The following is a 25,087-nucleotide window of genomic DNA, read 5'->3' on the forward strand; positions in this document are numbered from 1 at the left end:
AACCAAGGGCGAAGCCCGCAGCGTAGATACTGTGTTATATGAAGGATATGCCTTCGAAGAAATACCCTCACAGATTACTTGTTTCCCTCATTTGCATATGTTATTTCATTTCCTTCAATTAATTTTCTAAGTCCATCTTTATAATACGGCATTAATTTCTCAGCCTTATGAATATCCATCCAAGCTATCTTTGAAATTTCATCAGGTCTAACAATCTCTTCGTTCCCTCCAATGATTTCAGCCCTAAACGTAAAAAAGATTGCATGTTCACTAATCTTTTCAAATTTGCATTCATTTAGAGCTACTAATCCAAATATCTTGATATCTAACCCCGTTTCTTCTTTTGCTTCTCTTATTACTGCTTGCTCTAAAGTTTCATTGGTTTCAACGGCTCCTCCTGGTAGAGACCAACTATCACGATCAATATTGTGTACCATGAGGACTTTAGATTTTGAATTATTAGTTATTAGAGAATAAGTAATATCCACTCGTTTCAATTGATAACATCCCTTCTGTTTATAAATCTGCATATCTTTCATATAACGTTCGTGCATTCACGACGTTCAAGCGGCTTAAGGACCGTCAGGTCCGGGTGGCTCTGCCACTTAGCCGGTTGAATGTGTCCGTCTGATTCCACCTCCCGAAATTCCTCGGGCGGACCAAGGATCAGCTTGCTGATCCGCAGCGTGAATGCGGTGTTATACGAAGCCCTCTCTTCTTAGAATTCACCCACACGCCTTATGTTCGTGCAAATTTTCTTTAATTCTACTAATAGACTTTGTTTAAGTTCTTTCAATTTATCTTCGTTAGGCTTAACATCATCTGAATACATTATTTCTCGATCAGTCCACCAGACTGGTTCCCTAAAATTAGGTTCTGTGTTTCTTCGAGGGAAAAGATGCCAATGCATATGTGCATCCCCATTCCCGAGCATTTCATAATTCAATTTATTTGGGGTAAATGCATTATACATAGCCTCTGCGACAATGCTCATTTCGTTTAAAAAATGTTCTTTCGTACTAGAATCTAATAAATGAAGTTCGTGTATGTGATATTTACAAAGAAACAGCGTATACCCTTCGAAGTACTGATGATCCCCAATAACAACATATCCCGTATCGAGTTCTGCAACAAAATATGGGTTTGTCCCTTCTTTTATCATTCTAATTCGATTACAAATTAAACAATCATCCATGTAAAGCCCTCCCAATAAAAATGATTTGTTTCAATGATTTTTATGAAATTAGGTTTTAAGTATTGTCAGAGGGTTTCGTATAACGTTGTTGTATTCACGAACCCGAGAGGCTTAAGGCAGCATCAGCTGCCGGGTGGCTCCGCCACTTAGCCTCGCAGGGTTGTCTGCTGAATCCGCTTCCCCGAAATGCCTCTGCAGACCAAGGGCCTTCAGGCCCGCCGCGTGAATACGGTGTTAGCCGATGCTTCCTCTTCTTCGAGTTACCCACCGAATATGTCTTGATCTTCTTATCTCCTTATCCGATCTTGACCTTAGATGTTACTTGCTTTGAGGGTTTAACCATATGTTCTTGACCAAGGAAATTTCGGCTAACGTTTTGTATTGACGACGTCCTGGCCCCTTAGAGCCGCTGCTTATAGTTGTGAGGCTTGCCGAACACCTATTGGTGTTAGTTGAAGGAACTTCTGGAAGAAGCCATTGTATTTAAGGCGTTCTCAAAATAGCTATATACTTCATCTGCAATTCCCAGAAACTCTTCAACAAGTACATGACTATCCAAGTAACAAGCATACAGATAATCAACTAAAGCGGAGTCAATCTCGCAATAGTTTAATATGGCATTCTTCATCTTAATAATGTCATCTTGCCACACACCTGTATCTTCTAAAACCGGAGAGTATAATGCACGAATTAATCTCTTAGAATAACCTTTAATATATCTAGTTTTCATTGTGTTATCTCTAGCATTAGTAAGTAAACTATGTATTCGATCTACCTCCTCCTTGGTCTCTGTATTTAAGTCTATAATGAACTCTGGAGAAATAATTATCGGTGGTACTTTTTCACCAATGTCATGACCATATATGCAAACACAAATTATCTTAACCCAAAAACCCCACTCATGCGGTTTACTTAATACATCGTCAATCGAGCAAATTATCGTATCAATCTTAGTTAATACTGGATATTCTTTCAAAAGCCTGTCTTTAATATTTGACAATCTTTCGTAATCAATATCTTTGGGATTTACACATACAATAGTAAAGTCTGCATCTGACTTAAAAGGTTTAGCAGTTCCTTTTGGAATAGAGCCACACATATAAATGCTATGAATCTTACCGTTAAATTCGGCAAGTAAATTATCTATATACTTATCAACAAAATCCTTATATTCACTTTGTATTGCAATTCTATTTATGACTTATGACTTTTTCTAATATCATATATACTCCTCCTAAACATGTACGAACTTCTTTCGGCTAACGTTCTTGAATTCTCGACGTCCGACGGAGTCGGATGTGTCCAACTGAATCTGCTACCTTGCATCTCAATTCCGGTCAGGATTGAGGGCTTAGACCGAAGCGAGAATGACGGTGTTATCCGATGCTTCCTCTTCTTCGAGTAACCCTCCGAAATTTGTCTTGATCTTTTTATACCCTTATCCGATCTTGACCTTAGATGCTTCTGGCTTTGAGGGTTTACCCATATGTTCTTGACCTAGGAAGTTTCACATAACGTCTTATTCACGAACTTCGCAAATATTACCACAACCTAGATATTCACGTAATTCAATAAATTCTCTCCCTAAATATCCTTTTCCTTCCAAACCAATTAATATCTACCTTATATGACTGACCAAAAATCCCTAAATCCTTTTTACATCCTTCTTCTGCCCGTTCTACTCACAGAAAAAGCCCTTCCGACTCGAAATCAGAAAGGCGCTTCTTCAGCATTTTAATAAATATACATGACAATCCTTGACCCCTTAAACCCTAGCACACAAAATCTCACACAGCGCCCCATACAGCGCTGGTTCAAGCCCCATCGAAGACAAAGACGCCAACAGCGGAGCTGGAGCCGATGCCTTTTTCACAAGCAGATAGAGCTGCTCCTTCAGCTGGAAGCGGATCTGAGCCCGGTCCAGCAGGGCAAATACTTCACCGACTACGTTGTTCGCCGCCAATCGGGCGTCTGCCAAGCGGACCGTAAAGGAAGCACCAACGGGTACTTCCGGCACTGTGACCGTCAACGTATGCTTTTGATTGTCATAACTGGATTCGAACGCACTAGCCGTTTCATAGCCAGCACCGCTAACCGCCGCCGCAACCTCGGTCTCCGCTATCCCGCAGAACACCAGCTTCCAACTCCGCCGTTCCGGTATTACGCTCAAATTCCCTTCCGCAGGCAGAAGGGGGAAAGAGCTGCCTTGAGAGGATTCTTCCAATATTTTCAAGTTTTCATCGACTTGACGAACTCGATTTGTTCGGCCTGCTCCCCCAGCTCTTCCCTCCCCTTCTCTATCAACCAATCCACCCGCCGCTTCCCACTTCCAAACCATCTCCGTCCGGCACCAGTTCTCATCCAGGTCCTCCGCCGTGTTCCCGGCATCCTCCCAAAGCTCAAACCGGCCGTCGGCCCCGGTAAAAATACGGACCTCCAGCTGCGCCGGATTCTCGGTTGAATGGGTAAATTCGGCAAAATCGGCCATAGGCACGATCGCCCCAGCCTTGGCCAGTACCGGGATATGCTCCAAATCCCGGTACAGCGACAGCTTGCGCCCGCCGTCATAAATCCGGCCGTTGAAGAAGTCGATCCAGCGCCCTTCGGGCAGCCAGGCTTTGGCCTCGGCCACGCCAATCTCCCGGTTCATCGGCCGGGTAACCGGGCAGGCGACCAGCTCGGTGCCGAAGTAATACTGGTTAGGCACTTCGTAAGCCTCGTGCTTCTCGGGATGCCGATAGTACACCGGCTGTACCAGCGGCAGACCGTCGCGGCTGGCATAGCGGTTCATGGTGTAGAGATATGGCAGCAGACGGTGGCGGAGGCGCAGATGCTGCTTGATGACTTTTTCCGCGATCGGGTTGAAGCGCCAAGGCTCCTTGCTGTTAAAAGGGCTCGCCGAGCTGTGCAGACGCATAATCGGGGAGAACACGCCGAACTGCACCCAGCGCGCCGCCAGCTCATCGTCCAGATAGCCGAGCATATGCCCGCCGATATCGTGGCTCCACCAGCCGTAACCGGCATTGGAGGCATTGGCCGTGAAATATGGCTGGAAGTCCAGCGACTCCCACGTCACAATCGTATCCCCGGAAAAACCCACCGGGTACCGGTGGCTGCCCAGGCCCGCGTAACGGGAGAAGGTGATTGGCCTGCCGCCGCGCCGCCTGCTGTCCAGAAAATGATAATGGTTCAGCATCCACAGCGGGTCCAGCCCCGGCACCTTGGTGACGCCGCCCTGCTGCCAGTCGATCCACCAGAAGTCGACCCCTTCTTCCTCCAGCGGATGGTGCAGGTATTTGAAATAAGCCTGCAGAAATTTCGGGTCGGCGATATCGAATTCGACGGCTTCGCCCTCTTCCACATTTTTACCGAGGTCTGCGGCCATCGCCAGATAAGGCTCCTCAAACGCCCTCACCCCGTCAGCCGGGTGGACGTTCAAGGTCACGCGCTGCCCATTTTCATGCAGCCATTCCAGCAGTCCCTTCGGATCGGGAAATAGCTCCCGGTTCCACGTGTACCCCGTCCACCCGCTGCCGTACTTCGGATCGACGTCGACGAGATGCCAGTCCATATCCAGCACCGCCACGGAAAAAGGAATCTGCTCGCGCCCGAACCGCTCGAACAAAGCTTTATATTCTTCCTCCGTATACCGGTAATACCGGCTCCACCAGTTGCCCAGCGCGTAGCGCGGCAGCAGCGGCGTTCGGCCGCACAAATGGTAGAAATCTTTGAGGCAGGCCAAATATTCATGCCCGTAGCCAAACAAATAAAGGTCCAGCCCGCCTGCCTCCCGAACCTCCACCTCCCCGTCTTCCTTCAGCACAAGAGAGCGGCTGTCGTCCACCACCGTATGGCCGGAACGCGACAGCAAGCCCGGCTCCAGCGGGATCGCCCCATCGGCATTATCCAGAGTACGGGCAGTCCCGCCCAGATTAGACGGCCTTCCGTCCCAATTAGGCGCGGTATCGCCGAAACGCCAGACGCTCATCAGGCGGCCTGCCCCGTTCCGGACCTGAACGCTCAGCCCGTGGCGCGTGAACGGCCCCTTGTCATATTCCACCTGCATCTTTTGCGTGATGATCTGCAGCCGGTTCTCCTGATCTACGACCTGAAATTCCGGCACTGGAAAAAGACGGTTCACCACCGTCTGCGTCGCCCGGTCCTCAAACCGGCCATGTTCGCAGTATTCCATGCGGATCAGCTGCGGTGTGAGCACGGTGAACCGGTAACGGCCACCGATCACCATAGCATCCTCGTGGGCAGCCGGCTGGACGCCCCCCAGCTTCAGATGCTCCGGCAGGCCGGCGGCTTCCTGCTCCTTAATAACGTGATTCATTTCTCTAACTCCTCTCTAGGAAAAATGTTCTTTCGAGCACCGCTCCGTTCCCGGATGTTCTTGCAATCGCTGTTGCTGCCGGATTTCCTTAATTGATGACAAGGTAGAAATCCGGCAGCAAAGGCGAACGCTTCGCTTTTCAGAATCATCCGTCCACTTCGCTGGAGAAAATCCTGAAAGTTCTGATAATTCTGCGCCTAGCAGACCGGCCCTCGCGGCATTAGGCGCACTTAATACAAGGCCGTCCCGCAGACACGCCGCGGGACGGCCCTTGATGATGACTATTTTTAAAGCATGCTACTTCACGCTCATATACCGGTCATACGCATCGGTCCGGATCTTCATCAGCTGCTCGAGGCCCATGTCGTTCAGCTTCTTCACATAAGCGTCCCAACCCTCGTCGATGCCGCCTTTGGTTACCCATACCGCACGCGTCGTAGCTACGTAGGTGTCGATGTCCGTCGTCAGCGTCGGCAGCTCTTTGAATTCATCGGCCGTGTACATGACGTTCGGGAATGGCGTTGTTACGTATTCATTGCCGAGCTTGTCGAGCTGGAGCTTGAGGCCGTCGCCGGTTTTTTCGCTCAGCTTGATGTTCTGCTCAAAGGATGGGCTTACGTATTTAGGTCCGAAATCGCGCAGGGATTGGTCCCAATACCAGGCGTCCGCGCTTGTTCCGGCAGGCGGATCCATGAGCGAGAAGGTGCCGTCGTCATTTTTCTGGATAACCGTACCGATCGCGCCCCAGAAGTTCTGGATGCTGGCTTCGTTCGTGTAGAACTGGTCAGCCCAGCGTGCAGCGACTTCCGGATATTTGCAGGATGTGGTGATCAGCAGCTCGTTGCGGTTATAGCTCATGCCGTTTGGATCGCCGGGAGCATAGCGTTTGCCGTCCGGTCCCGCAATCGGCGGAATTGTTACATATTGGTCGCTCCATTTGCCGAAGACGGCGTCGGGCGTCCATTGGTTGGTGAAGCCTACGATTGGCGCGTCGGCATTCTGCTGCTTGGCCGAGGTCATGCTCGCGTCCTGGGTGAACAATTCTTTGTCCAGCAGGCCTTCCGAGTACAATTTATTGGCGTATTTCAGCGCTTCCTTGTATTCATCGGAGATCGGATAATAAACCGGCTTGCCGTCTTTCACCATCATGTTGTTCGCGTTGATGTCGGTAATGCCGAACGGGTTCAGGAAGTCCATGCCGAGTCCGGTTTCTGTGTAAGGAATTTCGTCCGCTTTGCCGTTGCCGTTCGGGTCCTGGGTTTTAAACGCTTTCAGGACGTTGTACAGATCATCGGTGTTGTCCGGCACCTGCAGGCCGAGCTTGTCGAGCCACGTTTTGTTGATGACCGGCTGGTTCTTCGTCTTTGGACGGGATGGCAGGCGGGTTGGCAGCGAATAGATTTTGCCGTCAGGGAACGTGCTGATCTTCTTCAGCTCCGGCGTCTCGGCCATGGCCGCTTTCAGGTTTGGCATGTACTGGTCAATATAGTCGTCCAGCGGGCGGAAATAGCTCAGATTGTTGACAATATCGGAGTCTGAAAAAGTCTGGTCGCCCAAAATAATATCCGGCAGCGTGCCGCTGGCCAGCATAATCGATTTCTGCTCGGACCAGTCGTTCGAAGAAACGACCTGCCATTCGATCTTGACATTCGAATTCTTCTCAAGGTCCTTCAGCCACTGGTTCTGTGTAAAAGTATCGCCCATACTGCCCCAGCGCATGGTCAGCACTTTCAGGGTCACCGGCTCATTGACGATCGGCAGCCCTTCTTTATTGAAATTATCGGACGTGCTTGCCGCCGTGTTGTTCGCGCTGTTCGAGCCGCCGCAGCCGGCGAGGCCCAGCACCAGCGAGCCTGCCAGCACAACGGCGCTGAGCATTTTGCCGGACTTTCGGTTTAACAGTTTGCCCATGGATACTCCCCCATTCTAAATTAGAAGATAAGACAGCTATTCCTTGTCCGCTATTCCTTGTCCGCTATTCCTTTACGGCGCCGATCATCACCCCCTGGTTGAAATACTTCTGGATGAACGGATAAACACACAGAATCGGCACCGTTGCCACGATAATGACGGAATATTTCATCATGCTGGCCAGCCGCAGCGCAATTTGCGCCGCTTCGCCCGTACCCATGGCTGACTGCATCTGGTTGGTGATCAGAATGTTGCGCAGGATGAGCTGCAGCGGGAACAGGTTCGGATCTTTTAGATAAATCAAGGCGTTAAAATAAGAATTCCAATACCCGACTGCAATCCATAAGCCGAGCACCGCAATGATCGCTTTAGAGAGCGGCAGCACAACCAGGAAAAAATACCGCAGGTTGCCGCAGCCGTCGATCTGCGCCGCTTCCCACAAATCGCCCGGGATACTCGTCTGGAAAAAGGTCCTCGCTACGATAATGTCGTACACGATCACCGAGAACGGCAGCACCATGACGAGGAAGGTATTATACATATGGAAGTCCCGGATCGTCAGGAACGTTGGAATCAGTCCGCCGCTGAAGAACATCGTGAAGATGAAGAACAAGGACAAGAACTTGCGGCCGACGAGATCCTTCCGTGACAGCGCATAAGCCGCCGAAATGTTCACGGCCAGCCCGATCAGCGTGCCCACGACCGTATACAGAATGGTGTTGCGGTAGCCGACCCAGATGTTCTTATGCTTCAGCAGCTCCTGGTAACCCTCCAGCGTAAAACCCTTCGGAAAGAGCCAGACCTGCCCGTTCGCCACCGAAGACGGATCACTGAATGACGCGATAATAATGAAATAGAGCGGATACATCAGGACGATCAGGAAGAGCACCGCAAACACGTACAGCAGCACTTCCATGACGGTGTCCGAGGACCGGTTATTTTTGATCCTTTTGTTATGGGATTTCTTGTTATCAAGCTTTCCTGAATCCGCCCTCTTGTTAAGTTCTGCCTCCAGCATCGCCATCCTTCATCCCCCTTTCTACCAAAGACTGTTTTCGCTGAATTTTTTGGAGATTTGGTTGACCATAATCAGCAGAATAAAGTTAATGACGGTGTTAAACAGGTTGATCGCCGAGGAGAAGCTGTACTGGCTGCTCAGCAGGCCGATCTTATATACATAGGTAGATAAAATTTCGCTGGACGTGATGTTGAGGTCGTTCTGCATCAGGTATACTTTTTCAAAGCCTACCCCCAGCAGGCCGCCTACCCGCAGAATGAGCAGCGTAATTGCCGTCGGCATCAGCATCGGAATATCAATGTAGCGGATCTTGTGCCAGCGGCTCGCCCCGTCCACCGTTGCGGCTTCATACAAGCTCGGGTCCACCGCGGACAAAGCGGCGATGTAGATGATGCTGTCCCAGCCGACATGCTGCCAGACGTCCGACCAGACATACAGGCTGCTGAACCAGCCGGAGGAGCCCATCAGATCAGGCGCTTCGGCGCCGAACAGCCGGTATACACTTCCAAGCAGGCCGGTGCTTGGCGACAGCAGAATGAGCATCAGGCCGACCATGACGACAGTTGAGATAAAGTGCGGCATGTACGACACCGTCTGGAAGAACCGCTTGAACCGGTTCGCCCGCATCTGGTTGACCATCAGCGCCAGCAGGATCGGAATCGGGAACGTGACCAGGCTGTACAAGCTGATAATCAGCGTATTTTTGATGGTGGCCGAGAATTGGTACGAGTGAAAAAACTTCTCAAAATATTTAAATCCCGCCCACGGGCTGCCTCCAATGCCAAGCGCCGGACTGTAGTCCTTAAAGGCAATCAGCACGCCGTACATCGGCTTGTAAGCGAACAGCAGCGACAGCACCACGGCGGGAAGCAGCAGCACATACAGGCCCCAGTTTCTCCGGATCTGCCCGATTCTCCGCCCTCGGCTTAAGGTTTGGCTTTGGCCGGCTTTCATGACATCCCCTCCTTCTTTCTTTGTTTATATAGTCTGAAAAATAACCGGCGTCCTCTGCCGGATTCGCCATCCGCTTGGGACACCTTCAGTATAAGGGCGATCCATCCCGCTTTACCGGACCTTGATCAGCGGCTATTCGGACTTTTGGCGTCCGGTTTGAGCAGGCTTGTCCAGCTTTCTGAGGTGGCCAGGCTCCCTCACTGACGTTATTCAGACTTTCCGTTGCACTTTCCGGACTTTGCATCCTCCCGGCCCCAATTGTTATGGCCGAATGCCCGCAACCTTTTTATAATAAAAAATAAAGCGCATTCATAAAGGGGATTTCTGGGCTTTTTAAAGGAAGTGGGCAGCTTACTCTGCTTGCTTCTTAACGGAGAGGTCGAATGGCTCTGGAAAAGCGTAGCGTCCGCCTTTGCTCTTGGAATATTACCATTAGAGTTCATTCATAAATAATCCAGGAGGAACAGCGGTTGAAAGAACATTCGAGATCGGAGTGGCTGCGCTAGATAAGATTTACTTCGTTTAAAATGCGCCCCACGAAAGGACGAAATTTCCGAATATGACTGCTCCCAAACCCAACAAACAATATCCCATCCGCCACTACGTCAAAATTATGTTCCTGATCTCCTTTATCGTTCTGGTGCTCGATTTTGTGATCAGCATCGCCACCATATCCATCGTCAAGCAGCAGTCCACCCGCTATCTGCAGGATACAGCGGATCTGTACATCAACCGGATCAACCACGATTTTGCCTACATCAGCCACTATATGGGCTGGACGCTCGCCAACGACGAGAGCCTGAAGACCATGAGCAGCCATCCGGTGAACAGCTGGGAGTTCTTCAAGGCAGGCGAGAACCTGCATAAGCGTTTTGCGGAGCTGCAGAAGAATTACGGCCAGGAGTACAACTTTTTCCTCTATTTAAAGAATCAGGACTACTTTCTGAACTACGCGCCGATCAGCATCCCCTATGGGGATTATCAGGATTTGAAGGAGCAGATCACGTCCAATGTGCTGAATTCGGATGTGCAGGACAAGGAGATTTATGAGCGGTTTTACTCCAAGTGGTCGCCGGTTCTGGTCCGCGGAAAATTTTACATGGTCAGCATTGCTCCTTACCATGACAGCTACATGATCGGGCTGATCTCGGCCGACAACCTGATCTCGCCGCTGCGGCAGATCAATCTGGGCGAAGACGGGCTCGCCTCGTTTGTGGCTGAAGACGGCCGGTCATTGACCAGCCCGGTCCTTAATAACGGAACCCGGCTGACCGGCGAGGATATTCAGCGGCCGGCGCCCTCCTTCCTGAACCTCATTCAGACCCGGACGACGGTGGACGGGGAATTTACGAACGCGACTTTTCATGTGAAGCTGGTCATCCAGTTCGGCACCTTTGAGAAAATTGTCATCGCCCAGCTGCTCATCCTGCTGCTCGCCGTCATCATCGCCGGCAATCTCGCGTTTATTCTGCTGTATTTCAAGCGGAAGGTGCTGACGCCGATCAAACGCTTTTCCTATAACCTGACCTTCTGGTCCGAGGACGGCGAAGCGATCGACATGGAGAGCAGCAAAATCATCGAGCTGGAGAAGGCCAACACCCAGTTTCAGCATCTGGTGGGCCAGATCAAGAAGTTCAAGATCGACCTGTACGAGCGGGAGCTTGAGAAGCAGCGCATCCAGCTGGATTATATGAAGCTGCAGATCAACCCGCATTTCTTTCTGAACTGCCTGACCAGCATTTACAGCATGGCGCAGATGCAGATGTACCAGGAGATTGAGAATATGGCGATGTCGACGTCCAAGTATTTCCGGTATATTTTTCAGAACGGGGAAAATTTTGTCCGGTTGGAGGATGAAATCGACCATGTGCGGACGTATCTGGACATCCAGCGGCACCGGTACCAGAACGCGCTGTCCTACCGGATTGAACGGGACGGCCTGGAAGGGCTTCAGAGTCCTGAGCGGATTCATGGGCCTGGCCGGCTTCAAGGGACTGACCGGTCCCTGGAGCCCGAAGGCCCGGGTGGCAAGGCTGACGCCGGTCTCATTCCGCCGCTGGTGCTGCAGACCTTTATTGAGAATGCGGTCAAATACGGTGTCTCCCGGGTGAACGAAGCGCAGATTGTGCTCAGGCTGAGGCGGGCGCAGCCGGGCGAGGCAGCAGGCATGAATTTAGAGGATCCAGCCGGCCTGCCGATGAACATCATCCAGATTGCCGACAACGGGCCGGGATTTCCGCCGGACATACTCGAAGCCCTGCAGCAGGGGCAGCCGCTTGACCAGTCCAAAGGCACGCATATCGGCATTATGAACACGCTGCAAAGACTGGAATCGCTGTATAAACAGAAGGCTACCGTTCTCTTCTCCAATCTGGAGAGCGGCGGCGCCTGCGTTACCCTATATCTCCCGGCTTACGTGCCGGAATGAACAGGAGTGTAAGCTATGAATGCTTTCCTTTCGTTTGAAGGACGCCCCGTAAGGCTGGGCAGCAGCGGCAGGGTCGGCGGTATGGGCAGTGGAAGCGATGCCGGCGGCAGCGCAGCCAGCGGCGGCTGGACCGGCGCTCCCCGCTCCACTGCAGCCGGCGGCGCATCCAGCTCGCCCGGCAGCTCCGGCGGCGCAAACCACGCTGCGCCTTCCGCTTACTCCGCCGGTTATCCGGGGACACCGGCAGCCATGAGCGCGCTGGTCGTCGATGACGACTATTTTGTCGTAACGGCGCTGGAGCGGAAGATTGACTGGCATTCGCTGAACATTCAGCAGGTTTATACCGCTCATAATGTCGCCCAGGCGCGGGAGATTCTGCAGCAGCATCCGGTGCAGATTCTGATCTCCGACATTGAGATGCCGCAGGGAAGCGGCCTGGAGCTGCTGGCCTGGGTCAGGGAAATGAACTACAACCTGCAGGCGATTTTATTGACCAACTATGCCGACTTTAACTACGCCCAGAAAGCGATTGAGCTGCAAAGCTTCGAGTATTTTCTGAAGCCGATCGAATTCGATAAGCTGATGCTCATCATCCAGAAAGCGGTAAACCGTGTGAAAGAGCAGCAGAACACCGAAAAGGCTGTTCAGGAAGGTCAGTATTGGCAGAAGAACCATGCCAAGCTGCTGGAGCATTTCTGGCGCAGGCTGGTCAGTGACAGCACCGCTTCACTCGTCAAGCCGGGGATCATTGCCCAGTCCATCGCCGGGCAGAATCTGGATTACCGGCTGACCGATAAGGTGCAGCCGCTGCTTTTTCACCTTTTTCCCCATAATGAGAGCATGTGCAGCCAGGAGAAGGGTTTGTTTGAATTTGCGCTGCAAAATGTGATCGGCGAGCTGTTCCGGCAGCCTTCTTTTACGATGGAGACGCTGTTCGAATTTAAGGAGAATCATTGGATTGCCCTGATCAAATGGGATACGCCGCCAGAAGAAGAAGCTTTGCGGGAGGTCTGCGCCTCTTTCCTCCGGAAAGCCAATCTGTATCTCAAATGCGACGCCTGCTGCACCGCTGCCCTTCCTGCGCAGTTAGAAGCAGTCAGCGAAAGCATCCGACAGCTGCTGGCCATGGACAGCGAGATGGTGAAGGAACGAAACAAATTGTACGATGTGCGGGATTATTTGGATATTTCCCGGGAAAAGTCGAACTATGCTGCGCCGGATCTCGCCTATTGGGAAGAGCTGCTGAACCGCAATCAGCCTGATGTCCTGCTGGCGGAGACTTCCGCCTATTTAAAGCAGATGCTCAGCCATCACATGCTCAACGTCGCTGCACTCAGCTTGTTCCGGCTGGATCTGGTCCAGCTTGTCTATTCTTTTCTGAAAATGAAAGGCATCCAGGCTCATAAGCTGTACACCGGGAGAACGCACGAGCAGCTTCTTGCCCAATCGCTGAATTCCACGCATGATATGGAGGCCTATGTACATGATTTGGTGACTACGGCTATGGAGTACAGGGATTTTACCGAACAGGCCAACTCCGTCGTCGAAGAGATCAAGCATCACATTCACAACCGTTACGGAGAGGAGCTTTCACGCAACGGTCTGGCCGAAATCGTCTATCTGAATCCGGATTATCTTGCAAGGCTGTTTAAGAAGGAAACCGGCATTTCACTGGGCAATTATGTAATTCAGGTGCGTATTGCCGCCGCCAAGCAGCTGCTGGAGACGACCTCCCTGTCCGTTTATGCGGTTGCCGGCAAAGTCGGGTACGGGAATTATTCGTATTTCTCCAAGCTGTTCAAGCAGGAAGTGGGCTGTACCCCGAATGATTACAAGAAGACCGGCAGGGCAGGTAGCTGATTTGATCCAGAAGGTGCAAGCCGCAGCAGCCATGTTTATTCTGGCGGCTATTTGCCGGCTTTCTTTTTTTCAAATTAAAGGGCCGTCCCGGTCACTCAAATGGCTTCGGGACAGCCCATTTTAAAGGAGGAAACTCTCAACTCAAGCTGATGACGGGATGCAGACACAAGATCGGGCGGGTATCCCGTGCAGGAATCCGTTCAAGCACCTGTCCTGAGGTTATCCCCAGACTGTACGGCTGATGATAACCAGCAAAATGAAGAGAACCAGAATAGTGCCAGTGCTCGTAAACATGCCGCCGCCTCTAGTAGGAGCGCAGTCTTCGCCGCCTGCATATGCCATGGCTGTAACCTCCCCTCTCTCTCAAGCGTTCAGCAGGTCATGGTTCACATGACAAGCCTCAACCGAGAACTGTCATGCTGATGATAACCAGAAGTATGAACAGCACCAAAATAGCACCGGTTGAAGTAAAGCCGCCTCCCCGACCGCCGCAGGAAGCTCCGTCTGCAACTGCCATCACTTACACCTCCCTGCTTCCCAGATACCTTATTGTATTTTCCTGTTGGTCCTGTGGATTGGGGGTCTATCTATATAGACTGAAATTTATGAATTCCATGAAGGGACAAGTAAGCAAAAGGACCCTTCCTGCATTTCCCCAGAAAAATCAGAAAAATCCCCCAGCCAAAGGACAGGCGCATACCTGCACCCGTCCGCTGCTGAGGGACTCATCGTTCAGCTTACAGCCAGAAAGTACGGCTGATGATAACAAGCAAGATAAAGAGAACCAGAATGGTACCAGTATTTGTGAAGGCGTTGCCCGCACAACTGGCACAAGAGTCTGCTCCGCCTGCAGCGTATGCCATTTCGTTGTCCTCCCTTCCAGTGGAATGCCTCATCCATTAGTCCTTCATGAGGTTAATAAGCTCCGCCCAACATTGTAAGGCTGATAATAACCAGAAGAATGAACAATACCAGGATTGCACCTGTTGAGGTAAAGGCACCAGGTCCAACACCGCCGCAAGATCCCGCACCTGCAACTGCCATTCTCAAACACCCCCTTGTTAAGCAGATACCTCATCATATCCGCCTGCGCCTTAAATGGATTGGGCTTCTATCCCTTCTGGAAAAATACCCACTCCAGATGCGGTTCCCCCTCACAAGAAAGGATGGGGATAGGGATTCAGCTCTTCCGGCTTCAGCCTGCCTGTCTTATACCCTAATTTCTGCGGCACCTCGAATACCCGCTCCAAACCGCTCAGCCGGATCAGCGAATGCCCGAACGTCATCGGCAGCAGCCCCGGAATCAGCACTTTTACGCAGTAGAGCCCTTTAACCGCTATTTCAGGGGAAGTCTGATCGACCACAATGACGTCAAGCCCCTGATCCAGCAGCTTCTGAACGAGACTCTGCATTTCATCCGCCATATCCTCATAAACCTCTGCTGGCCCGGCCCCGCCGCTTAATGTCCAGCCTGAACCCGGCGGTGCTTCCCTTTCTTGCTCCAGCAGGAATGCAAGTCTTGATTCTGCCTCAGGCAGGCTGTAAAGCAAGGCATGGTCCTCCATTTCCTCCACTTTGGAAGCATCAGCGAACAGCTCCCTAATATGCGGGAGGCGCTCCCTGTACCCGGCTTCGATCCGCGGGATAGCTCCGGCCAGCTCGAATAAGGCGCTCTTGGCGGCCCGGACAGGATCCGGATGCGCTCCCGCCGAGCAGAGCAGATTGGCTTGGCCTGCCTGCTTGTTCCTGGCGATGGCCCACACGCTCGGAATGCCATGCTCCATAGTGGAATTATAAATATGCACATCGTACCCGGCCACGGACCGGACCCGCTCCAGCATCAGACGGAGCTGCCTATCCTGAACCTCAGACACATCAAGATACGGCAGAGGCAGACGCCCATACCAGGTCATGAGGAACGAATCGCGCTCCACAACCTCGAGAATCCCGTGAAAAACAGCCTCGGCCAAGCTCCCTCCCAGGGCGCAGCCGTTCGAGAACTCATTAACGAACCCCGCTCCCCCGCTGTAGTAAGCAAGCTGCTCCGGCACCAGAACCGGAGTCTGCTTCCGGAAGGAATAGCCCCATACCCAAGGAATCGGAAGCGCAGGATCAAACGGCTCATAAGGACAGTCTGGATCCGCATACTGCTCCTGTGAATAGACCCCTGCCGAAACAGGGTCCATGGCTGCCGGGCCAAGCTCCAGATAACTTTTGAACACGCTGGTCTTCTTTGCCCTTGGCGACATCCCGCACAGACGCTCCAATCCTTCAAGCACAGCCGTAACCGCGCTGGATTTGTAGGAATGCGACCGGCCGCCGACGGCTTCGTTGCCATAAGGAGCGGGCAGACTCATCACCACTTCAGCATAAGACTGCAGCAGCAGATTGGCCTTCTGATTTAACAGGCCCGTTCGTTCATCAAAATAGCATTCGAGAAGCCCCTTCCCAAGCACCTCTTCGGGGATGCAGCGGTAGGCGTCCGGAGCGGCCTTGGGACTAGGCGGGAACTCCAGCTTGGCAGCTGCCACGGAATCCTCGGGAATCGACCCGCAAATTTCACACGCAGGGTGCGGAAGAACGGCATGCCAGCTGCATTCGGCAGTCTCCATATGCACAAGACACAGCTGCCTGGACAGACGGGTACCCCTTCCCTGCAAAAAGCTCCCGGCCTCCTCCGAAATCAGATAGGCCAGCTGCCGGATTCCGCCGGATCGCAGCTCCTGCTCCCGGACGATTTTTCCATAGAAGAGCAGGCTCGCCTGGGAGCTCAGAATCTCTTCCCGCTCACTGCCGGCGCTGATCAGTCTGTATTCCGCGCACTTCGGGCATCCCGGTACGCCGGGGACAGCGAGCAGACCGGCCGCTCCTTCCCGCTCCATCATATAGCCGGCCAGCCAGGGAATACCCCTGTCCTGCAGGCGCTTTCCCTCCTGCAGCAGCAGCTCGGGCTCCCATTCGTCCTGCAGAACCAGGGCCAGCTTGGCAGTTAACGGCAGGCCGCCGGACACCTCCTCCTGCTGAACAATGCTGCAGGTCTTCTCCAGACGGGCCCGGACAGCTTCGGCCAGACGGCCCTGCCCGACGATGACCACGGCTGCAGCCGGATTGTCCTTATTCATAATCCTGCCCTCCCTTCAGCCGTACGCCATAGACGCACAGCTCGGACATGAACTCTTCTACTGCCAGATCTGCAGTCTCCACACTCCACTGCGCATTAGCCAGACGCGTAAGCATTTCTTTTACATCCTCCGCTTGATAATTCTCCTCTGCCTGCGGTATATCCCATTCTGTCCCGGCCACGGCTGTAATTCCAGTTGTGGTTCCGGAATCTCTCCCAAACCCCGTCTGCAGGTCCAGCAGTGCCCTTACAAGCACGCGGCGGAGCGCATAGGTAAGATTGAGATCGCAGGCGGCGTACCATTTGCTGTCAGCATGGACCCATATAACCGGGGCAGCCGCCGCTCCTTCACTCCAGTAGAGCTCCCATTTGCCGGCAAGCTGATTCAGCGACTGCAGGTAATAGCTGCAGCGGGGGTCCTTTACCTCGCCAAGGCGGATGGGAAATACAGCGGCTCCCGATTGCCGGCCGTGCAGTCCAGCCTTCTCCTCCAGACAGGACTGCAGCGCCCTGCCGATGGCTTCCGGATAAGTTGTTCCAACGCCGATGCAGGTTTGGCCGCTCCCATGATCACTAGGGCATAACCGTTCAGCCAGCCGGGCCGTATAGGCCTGAAGCCCGGTTAAGCCGGCCTCCCTTCGTGCTTCCCAATGGGTATATCCGGCGCAAAGAGCAGCAGGAAGCTTTCCGGCAGGCCCCGGAGCAAGAGGGTCCGTGCTTTGAGACCTGCAGACGGATAAAGGCAGCTGGATGAAATCCCCTTCATCCAGTTCATACAGAATGCCGGTATGCGGAGAAGCCAGCCGGGCCAGCAGGCTGTAAAGCGCCTCCAGGTCCATTTCATCCTTTGCTGCATGAACCGCAGCGCCGCTTAAAGGCACCCAAATCGGGGCCGCAGGGGAACTGCCCGTTGCGGGCGAGCCCCCGGCCAATGGATGCCTCTCAACAGGATAAATTCTCCCTTCCAGGGCGGCTTCATGAAAGACATAAACCTGATTGTGCAACTGGAGGCTCCGGGTTTCCAGATACAGCTCGGCATAGTGAACCATAACATTAGAGAGGATGGAGTAAAGGAGGGAAGAAGGCGGAGCATCCCTGTCACTGCCTGGGCTGGCTTGATTGCCTTTATTGCCTGGTATGCCTGGGATGCATGGGATGCCTGCATTGTCTGCATTGTCTGCACTGCCGGCATTGTCTGCATCAGGAACATGCAGCCGCCGCCAGGCGGACTCCAGGCAGGCGTCTGACCGCCTGGCGGTCATGGGGCCGAGGAGTCCCAAGCCGCGGGCGAATGCCGCGGGCAGTAGTATTTTTCCTCCAGCGGCACAGACGTTAAAAATTTTCCGATACAAAATAAGATCCAGAGAGGAAAGCGCCAGCAGGATAACAGGATAAGCTCCGATCGTCTCCTTCCATTCTCGTTCTTCCTGATTCCGGGATACGCTGCGGCCCTCTATCAAGCCCGTTTCGGTTCCAGGGAACAGCGTGCCCGCGGGCGGATAAGGCTCATCGCTCAAAAACACAGCCGAACACGCCGGCACCTCAGATTCCTGTAAAAGCGGCAGCAAATATGGCATAACTCCGCTGTCCCCGATCACCAGCAGTTCATTCCGTTTGGCGTCCATGCAAGACATCCCCTCCAGGATTCGTTCATCAGTCGTTCTCCTAATCATAAGTCGTTCTCCTAATCATAAGTCGCTCTCCTAATCATGATACGTCATCCTTTTCCGGGGAATGCCCATTTCCGATCAGACTCCGGCCCTTTTAAAGCCTTCCATAATCCTGTTCCAGCCAGGATCGAACCCCCGCCAGTCCCTTCCGCCCGAGATGGTCACGGAGGCTACCCGCTGAATTCCCCAATCGTCGTAGCTGATCTCTCTGGACGCATCCTGATGGAGGTTCACAATCAGCAGCCGAAATCCTTTATTGGCAATAGGGTTAAGGGCCCGCTCCAGCTGATAGGCTTCCGAACTGGTCGTCAGAATGCGGACAAAGCAGACGGGATGCTCTTTAATGAGCCGCAGGAACCGGGCAGTCCGGCGGTCGGCTTTTTCTCTGAACGAAGGATAAAGTGTCCTGGGGTCGTACGGTACAGGGAAATCATGATAGGACTCAATCTGGTAAGCGGTATCCTGAATGACATAATGGTTCTGGACGATATTGACCGTTCTTAAATTCTCCCATTTCCAAAAATCCTTAAACTGCAGCCGAAGCAGCCTGGACAAATGAGGGACCGAATAGGAAAGGAACCAGTCCAGCGGCCCGGCGCTTTGACGGAGTCCCAGCCTCCTCAGCTGATAGGCGGTTTGGCAGGTCGCTCCAAGGCTGATATAAGCGGGATAGACTCCGCGGCAGTGCTTCCAGTTCAAAGCGGCTCACCTCTTGGATTTATTTTTCCGGTCATAATAAAGAATGGCGATCCCGCCCCTGCACGCAGGAGATGAGACCGCCCTTTGCTTTTCCTTTATAGCTTAATCTGAGCTGCTGTTCATTTGATTGGCGTGGAAGCGCCTCTCCCCTAGTAAGGCCCGCCAACCAGAAGAGTACGGCTAATGATAACCAACAGAATGAACAGAACCAGAATCGCGCCAGTCGATGTAAACGCACCAGGACCTACTCCGCCACAAGATGCGCACGATGCACAAGATGCACCACCTGCAACCGCCATAAGCTAGACACCTCCTCGATCAACATCTACCTCATCATATCCGCTATTAACACGATTTGACTGGGCTTTCACCCTCCTGCCCTGAGAAAAAGCAAACTCCGGCCTAATGGTGCAGACTCCTAATCCAATTCATAAACGTTATGAATGACTTGTGTGTCTGCCGAAACATCCTCAAACCAAATTGCGTATAAGAGATAAGAGCTTACATTAAGCAGGCAGGTGATAACAATGCACGATATACGGAGATTTGCCATCATGCTTAGCCTGTGACAATAAGTTCCTTCCTGGGGGTTACTTGATCAAGCATTTTTATTGGAATGTACCGAACGATCAATTTGGCAGACTGTCAAAAGCTAAAATTCATTGCTCATGCTGGATGTGCAGCCAGAAGAGCCGGACACTGGGTTTGCCGAAATCACAAAAAGCCAGAGTCGAGGGGCTCCAGTATCAGATTATGAACGATCTCGAAAGAGATTAGTTCAGCAGTCTTGAGGAAGAGAACGAGGATCTGAAATGCTGGTCGAATATCTAAAAAAGATTAATCCGAATCTGCATGGAGAGGGAAGCTGGATAAGCAAGCCCGGTTCAGGATCATCGAAATAATGACGGTGAACTGCTCCATCGTCACGTCATGTAAAGATTGCTGAGGTGAGGCCAACCCGCTAATCGGATCGGCCTACTCCAGCTTGCCTTATAAGCTTTGAACCGCATCTTTAATCGTATTCACCAGATAAACGAGATCCTCCTCCTCCGAGGAAAGCGGAGGCGCAATAATAAGCACATTACTGAAGCCGGGGATGGTGTCCCCGTTTCTTCCAATAATGACGCCCTTCTGCCTGCAGGCTGCGATGACTTGGGTAATGACAGCCTCGGATACCGGGATCTTTGTTTCCTTATTCTCAACAAGCTCAATTCCGTACAGAAATCCGACGCCGCGGACTTCCCCAACATTTGAATGATTGTTCAGTTCATGCAGGGTGCTGAGGATCTGTCCGCTGTAATGCTCCACTCTTGCTGCAATGTTCTCCCGCTCGATGATTTCAATGTTCTTCAGCGCCACCGCGCAGGATGCCGGATGGCCGCCATACGTAGATACATGCCGGAACGATTGATTTGGGCCGGTTCCCTTGAATTTTTCGTAAATTTCTTCCTTGACGGATGTCGCACCAAGCGGCAGGTAGCCGCTCGTCAGTCCTTTGGCCATCGTCACGATGTCCGGCTGCACGCCTTCAAAGTGCATAAAACCAAACATTTTGCCTGTACGCCCGTATCCCGATACCACTTCGTCCATGATGAGCAGCACATCGTATTTCTTGCAAATCTCCGATACCCGCTGAAGATATCCATCGGAAGGAATGATGACGCCTCCGCCAGAGATGAACGGCTCCATGATCACTCCTGCAACCGTATCCGCCCCTTCCCAAATGATGGTCTGCTCCAGCATGTCCGCGGCTTTTAGGTCCGATTCAGGCGTATCCCCAAACGGAGAGCGATAGCGATAAGGAGGCTGCACATGCAGGAAACCGGGAGCAGGGGGATCGTAATGAAATCGGCGATTGGCTTGAGCTGTTGCACTTAAAGCTCCGAGCGTGCTGCCGTGGTATGCTCTATAGCGGGAGATGAATTTGTATTTGCCGGGCTTTCCGTTTTGGGCATGATACTGCCGCGCAATTTTGAAGGCCGTCTCGTTAGCCTCGGAGCCGCTGTTGGAGAAGAACGTTTTATAGTTTCCGCCCCCCAGCAGCCCGCTGATCTTGGCAGCAAGCTCAATTGCCGGCTCATGACTCAAGGTTAGCGGAGAATAGGATAATTTCATCATTTGCTCAGCAGCGGCATCAGCGATTTCCCGACGTCCATGGCCCAGATTCAGACACCATAAGCCTGATACTCCATCGAAATAGCGGTTGCCGTCTATGTCATAAAACCACGAACCTTCTCCGGACGCCGCGATGACAGGATTGGAATTTCCCGAGTCTTTATAGAGTGCATGCCACAGATGCTTCTTGTCCTTCTCAATCAATTCAGGTTGTATGACTTTAGTGCTCATTATCGTTCTCCTCCTTCTGCTCTCATTTAGAATTAGGATACGGCTTCCTGAGTAACCACTTCATGAAGCGGTATAAATGGCTCGTTTAATGCTTGGGAAACAGCCTTGAACGTCACTTTGCCTCGGAATGTATTTACACCTTTAGCAATAGCATTATTATGGAGGACAGCTTGTTCGAATCCATTATTTGCGATATAGAGGCCATATTGACTTGTTACATTCGCCAAGGCGAAGGTTGATGTGCGCGCGACTGCTCCCGGCATGTTGGCAACAGCATAATGAACAACTCCATGTTTCACATAGGTTGGCTGGTCATGAGTCGTTGTATGATCTACGGTAGCAATGGAGCCGCCTTGATCGATGGCAACATCGACTACAACAGATCCCGGCTCCATCTCCTTGATCATCGCTTCTGTGACGAGCTGAGGCGCCCGGGCTCCTGGAATCAGGACTGCACCAATCAGGAGGTCAGCCTGCTTGACTTCTTCTGCGATATGGAAGCGGTCGGAGATGACGGTCTGCACTCTTCCCTTAAACAGATCGTCAAGCTGTCTCAATCTCTCCGGGTTAACGTCCAGGATGGTCACATTTGCGCCTAATCCGAGCGCCATCTTGGCCGCATTTGTCCCGACAACTCCGCCGCCGATTATAACAACGTTAGCTGGTTTGACGCCTGGCACCCCGCTGATCAGAATTCCTTTTCCACCTTGGAACTTCTCAAGCGAGTGAACCCCGACCTGAACAGACATTCGGCCTGCCACCTCACTCATAGGTGTCAAGAGAGGCAAAGAACCGTTATCCAATTGGATGGTTTCATAAGCAATCGCGGTTACCTTGTTGGCAATAAGTGCGTGGGTAAGATCGGGCTCGGCGGCTAAATGCAGATACGTAAAGAGGATTAAACCTTCCCGGAAATATCCGTATTCCGACTTCTGCGGCTCTTTCACCTTCATCACCATCTCCGCTGACCAGGCTGCACTTGCAGAGGGGACGATTTTGGCTCCCGCCTGAATATAATCCTCGTTTGTAATCCCGCTGCCCTGACCGGCTCCGTCTTCGATCCATACTTGGTGGCCCGCACTGACAAAGGAGAATACTCCTGCCGGTGTGATGGCAACCCTGTTCTCATTATTTTTAATCTCTTTAGGTACGCCGATATTCATGATGATACACTCCTTCACTTAGTCATTTTTAATAGATTAATAGAATCCCCGTAACGAAGATAATGGCATGAACCACAGTATAGAATGAACGCTCTGAAATTTTGTCGTTCAGCTGCTTCCCTAAATAACCGCCCGCATAGATTAAAGGTACAAACACCAGAACAAGCAGCAGATTGCGGATAGACAAGATCCCCAGCACGAGGTAGGAAATAATTTTTATCGTATCCATGACCGCCAGCAGCATCGCGATGTTTGCAGTAAACTGCTTTTTGTCTACCGATGAATCATGCATAAACAACAAAATCAATGGCAGGCCGCCGGAGTTTGCTGTCGCTCCCACGAAACCTGAGGCGGCTGCCCCGAGCTGATAGAGAACGGCTTGCTTTTTCCCGCCGGCCGCCCCCGCACCATCCTCCGACGTTTGCCTTCTCTTTCGGACCCACAGCAGCAGAATCCCCATGAGTATGGCACTTATACCAATGGCCGGCTTCAAGATTTGTTCGTCGACCCAGACCAGCATTAAGGTGCCGGTCACTGTTCCGGCGATCCCTATGGGCAGCATCCGGGCGATAAGCTCCCACTGGATGGCCTCCCGATGAACCCTCGCCCCGGTAAAATTGCTGAACCACAGAATAGGTGCAAGCAGGGTTGTCGCCGTCGAAGAGGAGACAAACAGAGTCAGGATGGGGTTCAGCAGCATCCCCGCCCCAAAGCCAAAGCCTGCTTTCGCAAGGCCACTGAGCACCGCAAACAGAAGGAGTACTGCACCAAGCCCCAGATTCATTCCATCTCAGCTCCCCTGTCGCTGCACCGCGTTTTACACCGATACATAAACGGTTTTCCATTCTGTGTAGAACTGGATGGCATGGCTGCCTTGTTCACGGAACCCGCCTATGCCTGTTGCTTTGATACCGCCGAACGGCATCTGCGGTTCGCTGTATGTTGACGGAACGTTAATGTGCACGAGACCCGACTCAATTTCATCGACATATTTCATGGCCGCAGCAATGTCCTTCGTATAGAGACTTGAAGACAAACCATATTCAATGGAGTTGCACTGCTTCAAACATTCGTTCAAATCGGAGAATGTAAGGAGCGCAAGCACCGGCCCGAACACCTCCTCGTTCGCAATCGCCATGTCTTGGGTTACATGATCAAACAGCTTCGGCTTGATAAAATACCCCTTCTTGGCCCAATCCTCTTCCGGCTCATCTTCACCAAAGAGAAGCAAAGCGCCCTCCGACTTAGCGATGTCGATATACCCGCGAATCGTATCATACTGCCGCTGATCCACGACCGGGCCGACGATTGTCGATTCTTCCGTTGGAGGCCCTAGCTTGACCTTCTCAAGCGTACGAACCATCATTTCGCGGAATTCATCGTACACCGCCTCGTGTACAAAAATCCGGCTGGTCGCCGTGCAGCGTTGTCCTGCGTCGAGCAGGCCGCCTGACACAATATCCTGGCAAGCCCGTTCCAGATCCGCATCCGGCAGTATGATGAACGGATTCTTACCGCCCATTTCCGCTTGAAATCGAATGCCCCGCGTAGCAAGAACCTGATGGATTGCCCTCCCGGTACGGGTAGATCCAGTAAACGTAACCGCCTTGATCCGTTCGTCCTCCGCAAAAACCTCACTAACTAGCGGACCGTCGGCAATCAGCAGCATAACCAGGTTGCGCGGCAGCCCTGCTTCCTCCAGAAGGGCGATAAACTTGCGGGAAATAAGCAGTGACTGAGGCGCAGGTTTCCATACGATGCTGTTACCTGCTACCAAGGCCGGAGCAATCTTCCACACCGGAATCGCCAATGGTACGTTCCATGGCGTAATGACTCCGACTGTTCCGAGAGGCTGCTGTTTGGAGTAGCTGAACATGCCAGGCCGCCGCGATGGGATCGTCTCCCCCTTCATTCGATACCCTTCGCCTGCAAAGAACCGCAGGAAGGAGATACTTCTCTCGATCTCGCCGATACCGTCCCGCAGACATTTGCCAACCTCCTCCGTAACCAATCTGCCCCATTCTTCTACCCGCTTCTCCAGCAGTTCAGCGATCTTAAGCAGAAATTCGCCACGGACAGGAGCCGGCGTTCGTGCCCAGGCCTTTTGAGCTTCTGAAGCTGCGAGGACGGCATTCTTGATTTCTTCCTTACTCATCAATTCGAACTCGGCAAGAACTTGCTTTGTCGCGGGATTAACTGAGCAGATCTTTTCCTTCTGTCTCAAAGAATTTGTCATTCCATTCCCTCTCTCTCGCTTGCTTGTAATGATGTATTTACAACCTGTTCTGTACTTATCATAGTGAATACAGAATCCGATAACTTTAATTGTGTCAGATAATCTGACATGTTTTTTTACTGGTATAGAAAAAGCGAAGAGCAGGATGCT

At 52.1% G+C, this 25,087-nt stretch carries 20 protein-coding genes; 2 read left to right on the forward strand and 18 right to left on the reverse strand.

Annotated features, from left to right (window positions below):
* Positions 1-74: 74 nt before the first annotated feature.
* From FCN15_RS12210 to FCN15_RS12240, 7 genes are all read right to left on the reverse strand, one after another.
* On the reverse strand, positions 75-497 hold the full coding sequence (locus tag FCN15_RS12210) for an NUDIX hydrolase (protein ID WP_138495288.1): 423 nt from the start codon (positions 495-497) through the stop codon (positions 75-77).
* 221 nt (positions 498-718) lie between these two features.
* Complete coding sequence (locus FCN15_RS12215) at positions 719-1,195, reverse strand: HIT family protein (RefSeq protein ID WP_138495289.1); 477 nt, start codon at positions 1,193-1,195, stop codon at positions 719-721.
* A 448-nt stretch (positions 1,196-1,643) separates the two neighbouring features.
* Positions 1,644-2,393: a nucleotidyltransferase domain-containing protein gene (locus tag FCN15_RS12220; RefSeq protein ID WP_420819573.1), complete on the reverse strand. Its 750-nt coding sequence runs from the start codon at positions 2,391-2,393 to the stop codon at positions 1,644-1,646.
* Between the two features lie 567 nt (positions 2,394-2,960).
* A complete protein-coding gene (locus tag FCN15_RS12225; RefSeq protein ID WP_138495290.1) occupies positions 2,961-5,531 on the reverse strand; it encodes a glycoside hydrolase family 31 protein in 2,571 nt (856 codons plus the stop codon).
* Positions 5,532-5,828: 297 nt separating this feature from the next.
* Positions 5,829-7,442 carry an extracellular solute-binding protein gene (locus tag FCN15_RS12230; protein ID WP_138495291.1) on the reverse strand — a complete coding sequence of 538 codons (1,614 nt, stop codon included), beginning with the start codon at positions 7,440-7,442 and terminating at the stop codon, positions 5,829-5,831.
* Between the two features lie 64 nt (positions 7,443-7,506).
* The gene (locus tag FCN15_RS12235) at positions 7,507-8,358 is read right to left on the reverse strand and encodes a carbohydrate ABC transporter permease (RefSeq protein WP_238996664.1); all 852 of its coding nucleotides are present in this window, start codon (positions 8,356-8,358) and stop codon (positions 7,507-7,509) included.
* 123 nt (positions 8,359-8,481) lie between these two features.
* Positions 8,482-9,414: an ABC transporter permease gene (locus FCN15_RS12240; protein ID WP_138495292.1), complete on the reverse strand. Its 933-nt coding sequence runs from the start codon at positions 9,412-9,414 to the stop codon at positions 8,482-8,484.
* A 559-nt stretch (positions 9,415-9,973) separates the two neighbouring features.
* On the opposite strand from FCN15_RS12240, the gene FCN15_RS12245 reads away from it, so the two are divergent.
* Complete coding sequence (locus FCN15_RS12245; RefSeq protein WP_238996656.1) at positions 9,974-11,842, forward strand: sensor histidine kinase; 1,869 nt, start codon at positions 9,974-9,976, stop codon at positions 11,840-11,842.
* 15 nt (positions 11,843-11,857) lie between these two features.
* The gene (locus FCN15_RS12255; RefSeq protein ID WP_338044375.1) at positions 11,858-13,702 is read left to right on the forward strand and encodes a helix-turn-helix domain-containing protein; all 1,845 of its coding nucleotides are present in this window, start codon (positions 11,858-11,860) and stop codon (positions 13,700-13,702) included.
* A 219-nt stretch (positions 13,703-13,921) separates the two neighbouring features.
* Here FCN15_RS12255 and FCN15_RS19325 read toward each other — a convergent pair whose 3' ends face one another.
* From FCN15_RS19325 to FCN15_RS12290, 11 genes are all read right to left on the reverse strand, one after another.
* Positions 13,922-14,044: a sporulation protein YjcZ gene (locus tag FCN15_RS19325; RefSeq protein WP_203232133.1), complete on the reverse strand. Its 123-nt coding sequence runs from the start codon at positions 14,042-14,044 to the stop codon at positions 13,922-13,924.
* A 58-nt stretch (positions 14,045-14,102) separates the two neighbouring features.
* On the reverse strand, positions 14,103-14,219 hold the full coding sequence (locus FCN15_RS19330) for a sporulation protein YjcZ (protein ID WP_203232134.1): 117 nt from the start codon (positions 14,217-14,219) through the stop codon (positions 14,103-14,105).
* 220 nt (positions 14,220-14,439) lie between these two features.
* The gene (locus FCN15_RS19490; protein WP_238996657.1) at positions 14,440-14,565 is read right to left on the reverse strand and encodes a YjcZ family sporulation protein; all 126 of its coding nucleotides are present in this window, start codon (positions 14,563-14,565) and stop codon (positions 14,440-14,442) included.
* Positions 14,566-14,617: 52 nt separating this feature from the next.
* Complete coding sequence (locus FCN15_RS19495) at positions 14,618-14,746, reverse strand: YjcZ family sporulation protein (RefSeq protein WP_238996658.1); 129 nt, start codon at positions 14,744-14,746, stop codon at positions 14,618-14,620.
* 110 nt (positions 14,747-14,856) lie between these two features.
* Positions 14,857-16,824: a TOMM precursor leader peptide-binding protein gene (locus FCN15_RS12260; RefSeq protein ID WP_138495294.1), complete on the reverse strand. Its 1,968-nt coding sequence runs from the start codon at positions 16,822-16,824 to the stop codon at positions 14,857-14,859.
* Positions 16,817-18,496: a hypothetical protein gene (locus tag FCN15_RS12265; protein ID WP_138495295.1), complete on the reverse strand. Its 1,680-nt coding sequence runs from the start codon at positions 18,494-18,496 to the stop codon at positions 16,817-16,819. The genes FCN15_RS12260 and FCN15_RS12265 overlap by 8 nt, the downstream gene beginning before the upstream one ends.
* A gap of 75 nt (positions 18,497-18,571) precedes the next feature.
* Positions 18,572-19,192, reverse strand: a complete 621-nt coding sequence (locus FCN15_RS12270) for a DUF1796 family putative cysteine peptidase (RefSeq protein ID WP_138495296.1) — start codon at positions 19,190-19,192, stop codon at positions 18,572-18,574.
* 990 nt (positions 19,193-20,182) lie between these two features.
* Positions 20,183-21,538, reverse strand: coding sequence for an aminotransferase (locus FCN15_RS12275; RefSeq protein WP_138495297.1), 1,356 nt, complete (start codon positions 21,536-21,538; stop codon positions 20,183-20,185).
* Positions 21,539-21,570: 32 nt separating this feature from the next.
* Complete coding sequence (gene ald, locus FCN15_RS12280) at positions 21,571-22,701, reverse strand: alanine dehydrogenase (RefSeq protein WP_138495298.1); 1,131 nt, start codon at positions 22,699-22,701, stop codon at positions 21,571-21,573.
* 28 nt (positions 22,702-22,729) lie between these two features.
* Positions 22,730-23,485, reverse strand: coding sequence for a sulfite exporter TauE/SafE family protein (locus tag FCN15_RS12285; protein ID WP_138495299.1), 756 nt, complete (start codon positions 23,483-23,485; stop codon positions 22,730-22,732).
* Positions 23,486-23,518: 33 nt separating this feature from the next.
* Entirely contained in the window at positions 23,519-24,937 is a 1,419-nt protein-coding gene (locus FCN15_RS12290) for an aldehyde dehydrogenase family protein (protein ID WP_138495300.1), read from the reverse strand.
* Positions 24,938-25,087: the final 150 nt, after the last annotated feature.

It is taken from the genome of Paenibacillus pinistramenti, from assembly GCF_005869875.1.
In the GTDB taxonomy this organism is placed as follows: Bacteria; Bacillota; Bacilli; order Paenibacillales; family Paenibacillaceae; genus Fontibacillus; species Fontibacillus pinistramenti.

Excerpts from the sequence above, each read along its gene's own strand:
- FCN15_RS12215 (WP_138495289.1), bottom strand. The coding sequence starts at position 1,195 with ATGGATGATTGTTTAATTTGTAATCGAATTAGAATGATAAAAGAAGGG.
- FCN15_RS12225 (WP_138495290.1), bottom strand. The coding sequence starts at position 5,531 with ATGAATCACGTTATTAAGGAGCAGGAAGCCGCCGGCCTGCCGGAGCAT.
- FCN15_RS12230 (WP_138495291.1), bottom strand. The coding sequence starts at position 7,442 with ATGGGCAAACTGTTAAACCGAAAGTCCGGCAAAATGCTCAGCGCCGTT.
- FCN15_RS12235 (WP_238996664.1), bottom strand. The coding sequence starts at position 8,358 with ATGGAAGTGCTGCTGTACGTGTTTGCGGTGCTCTTCCTGATCGTCCTG.
- FCN15_RS12240 (WP_138495292.1), bottom strand. The coding sequence starts at position 9,414 with ATGAAAGCCGGCCAAAGCCAAACCTTAAGCCGAGGGCGGAGAATCGGG.
- FCN15_RS12245 (WP_238996656.1), top strand. The coding sequence starts at position 9,974 with ATGACTGCTCCCAAACCCAACAAACAATATCCCATCCGCCACTACGTC.
- FCN15_RS12255 (WP_338044375.1), top strand. The coding sequence starts at position 11,858 with ATGAATGCTTTCCTTTCGTTTGAAGGACGCCCCGTAAGGCTGGGCAGC.
- FCN15_RS19325 (WP_203232133.1), bottom strand. The coding sequence starts at position 14,044 with ATGGCATATGCAGGCGGCGAAGACTGCGCTCCTACTAGAGGCGGCGGC.
- FCN15_RS19330 (WP_203232134.1), bottom strand. The coding sequence starts at position 14,219 with ATGGCAGTTGCAGACGGAGCTTCCTGCGGCGGTCGGGGAGGCGGCTTT.
- FCN15_RS19490 (WP_238996657.1), bottom strand. The coding sequence starts at position 14,565 with ATGGCATACGCTGCAGGCGGAGCAGACTCTTGTGCCAGTTGTGCGGGC.
- FCN15_RS19495 (WP_238996658.1), bottom strand. The coding sequence starts at position 14,746 with ATGGCAGTTGCAGGTGCGGGATCTTGCGGCGGTGTTGGACCTGGTGCC.
- FCN15_RS12260 (WP_138495294.1), bottom strand. The coding sequence starts at position 16,824 with ATGAATAAGGACAATCCGGCTGCAGCCGTGGTCATCGTCGGGCAGGGC.
- FCN15_RS12265 (WP_138495295.1), bottom strand. The coding sequence starts at position 18,496 with ATGATTAGGAGAACGACTGATGAACGAATCCTGGAGGGGATGTCTTGC.
- FCN15_RS12275 (WP_138495297.1), bottom strand. The coding sequence starts at position 21,538 with ATGAGCACTAAAGTCATACAACCTGAATTGATTGAGAAGGACAAGAAG.
- ald (WP_138495298.1), bottom strand. The coding sequence starts at position 22,701 with ATGAATATCGGCGTACCTAAAGAGATTAAAAATAATGAGAACAGGGTT.
- FCN15_RS12285 (WP_138495299.1), bottom strand. The coding sequence starts at position 23,485 with ATGAATCTGGGGCTTGGTGCAGTACTCCTTCTGTTTGCGGTGCTCAGT.
- FCN15_RS12290 (WP_138495300.1), bottom strand. The coding sequence starts at position 24,937 with ATGACAAATTCTTTGAGACAGAAGGAAAAGATCTGCTCAGTTAATCCC.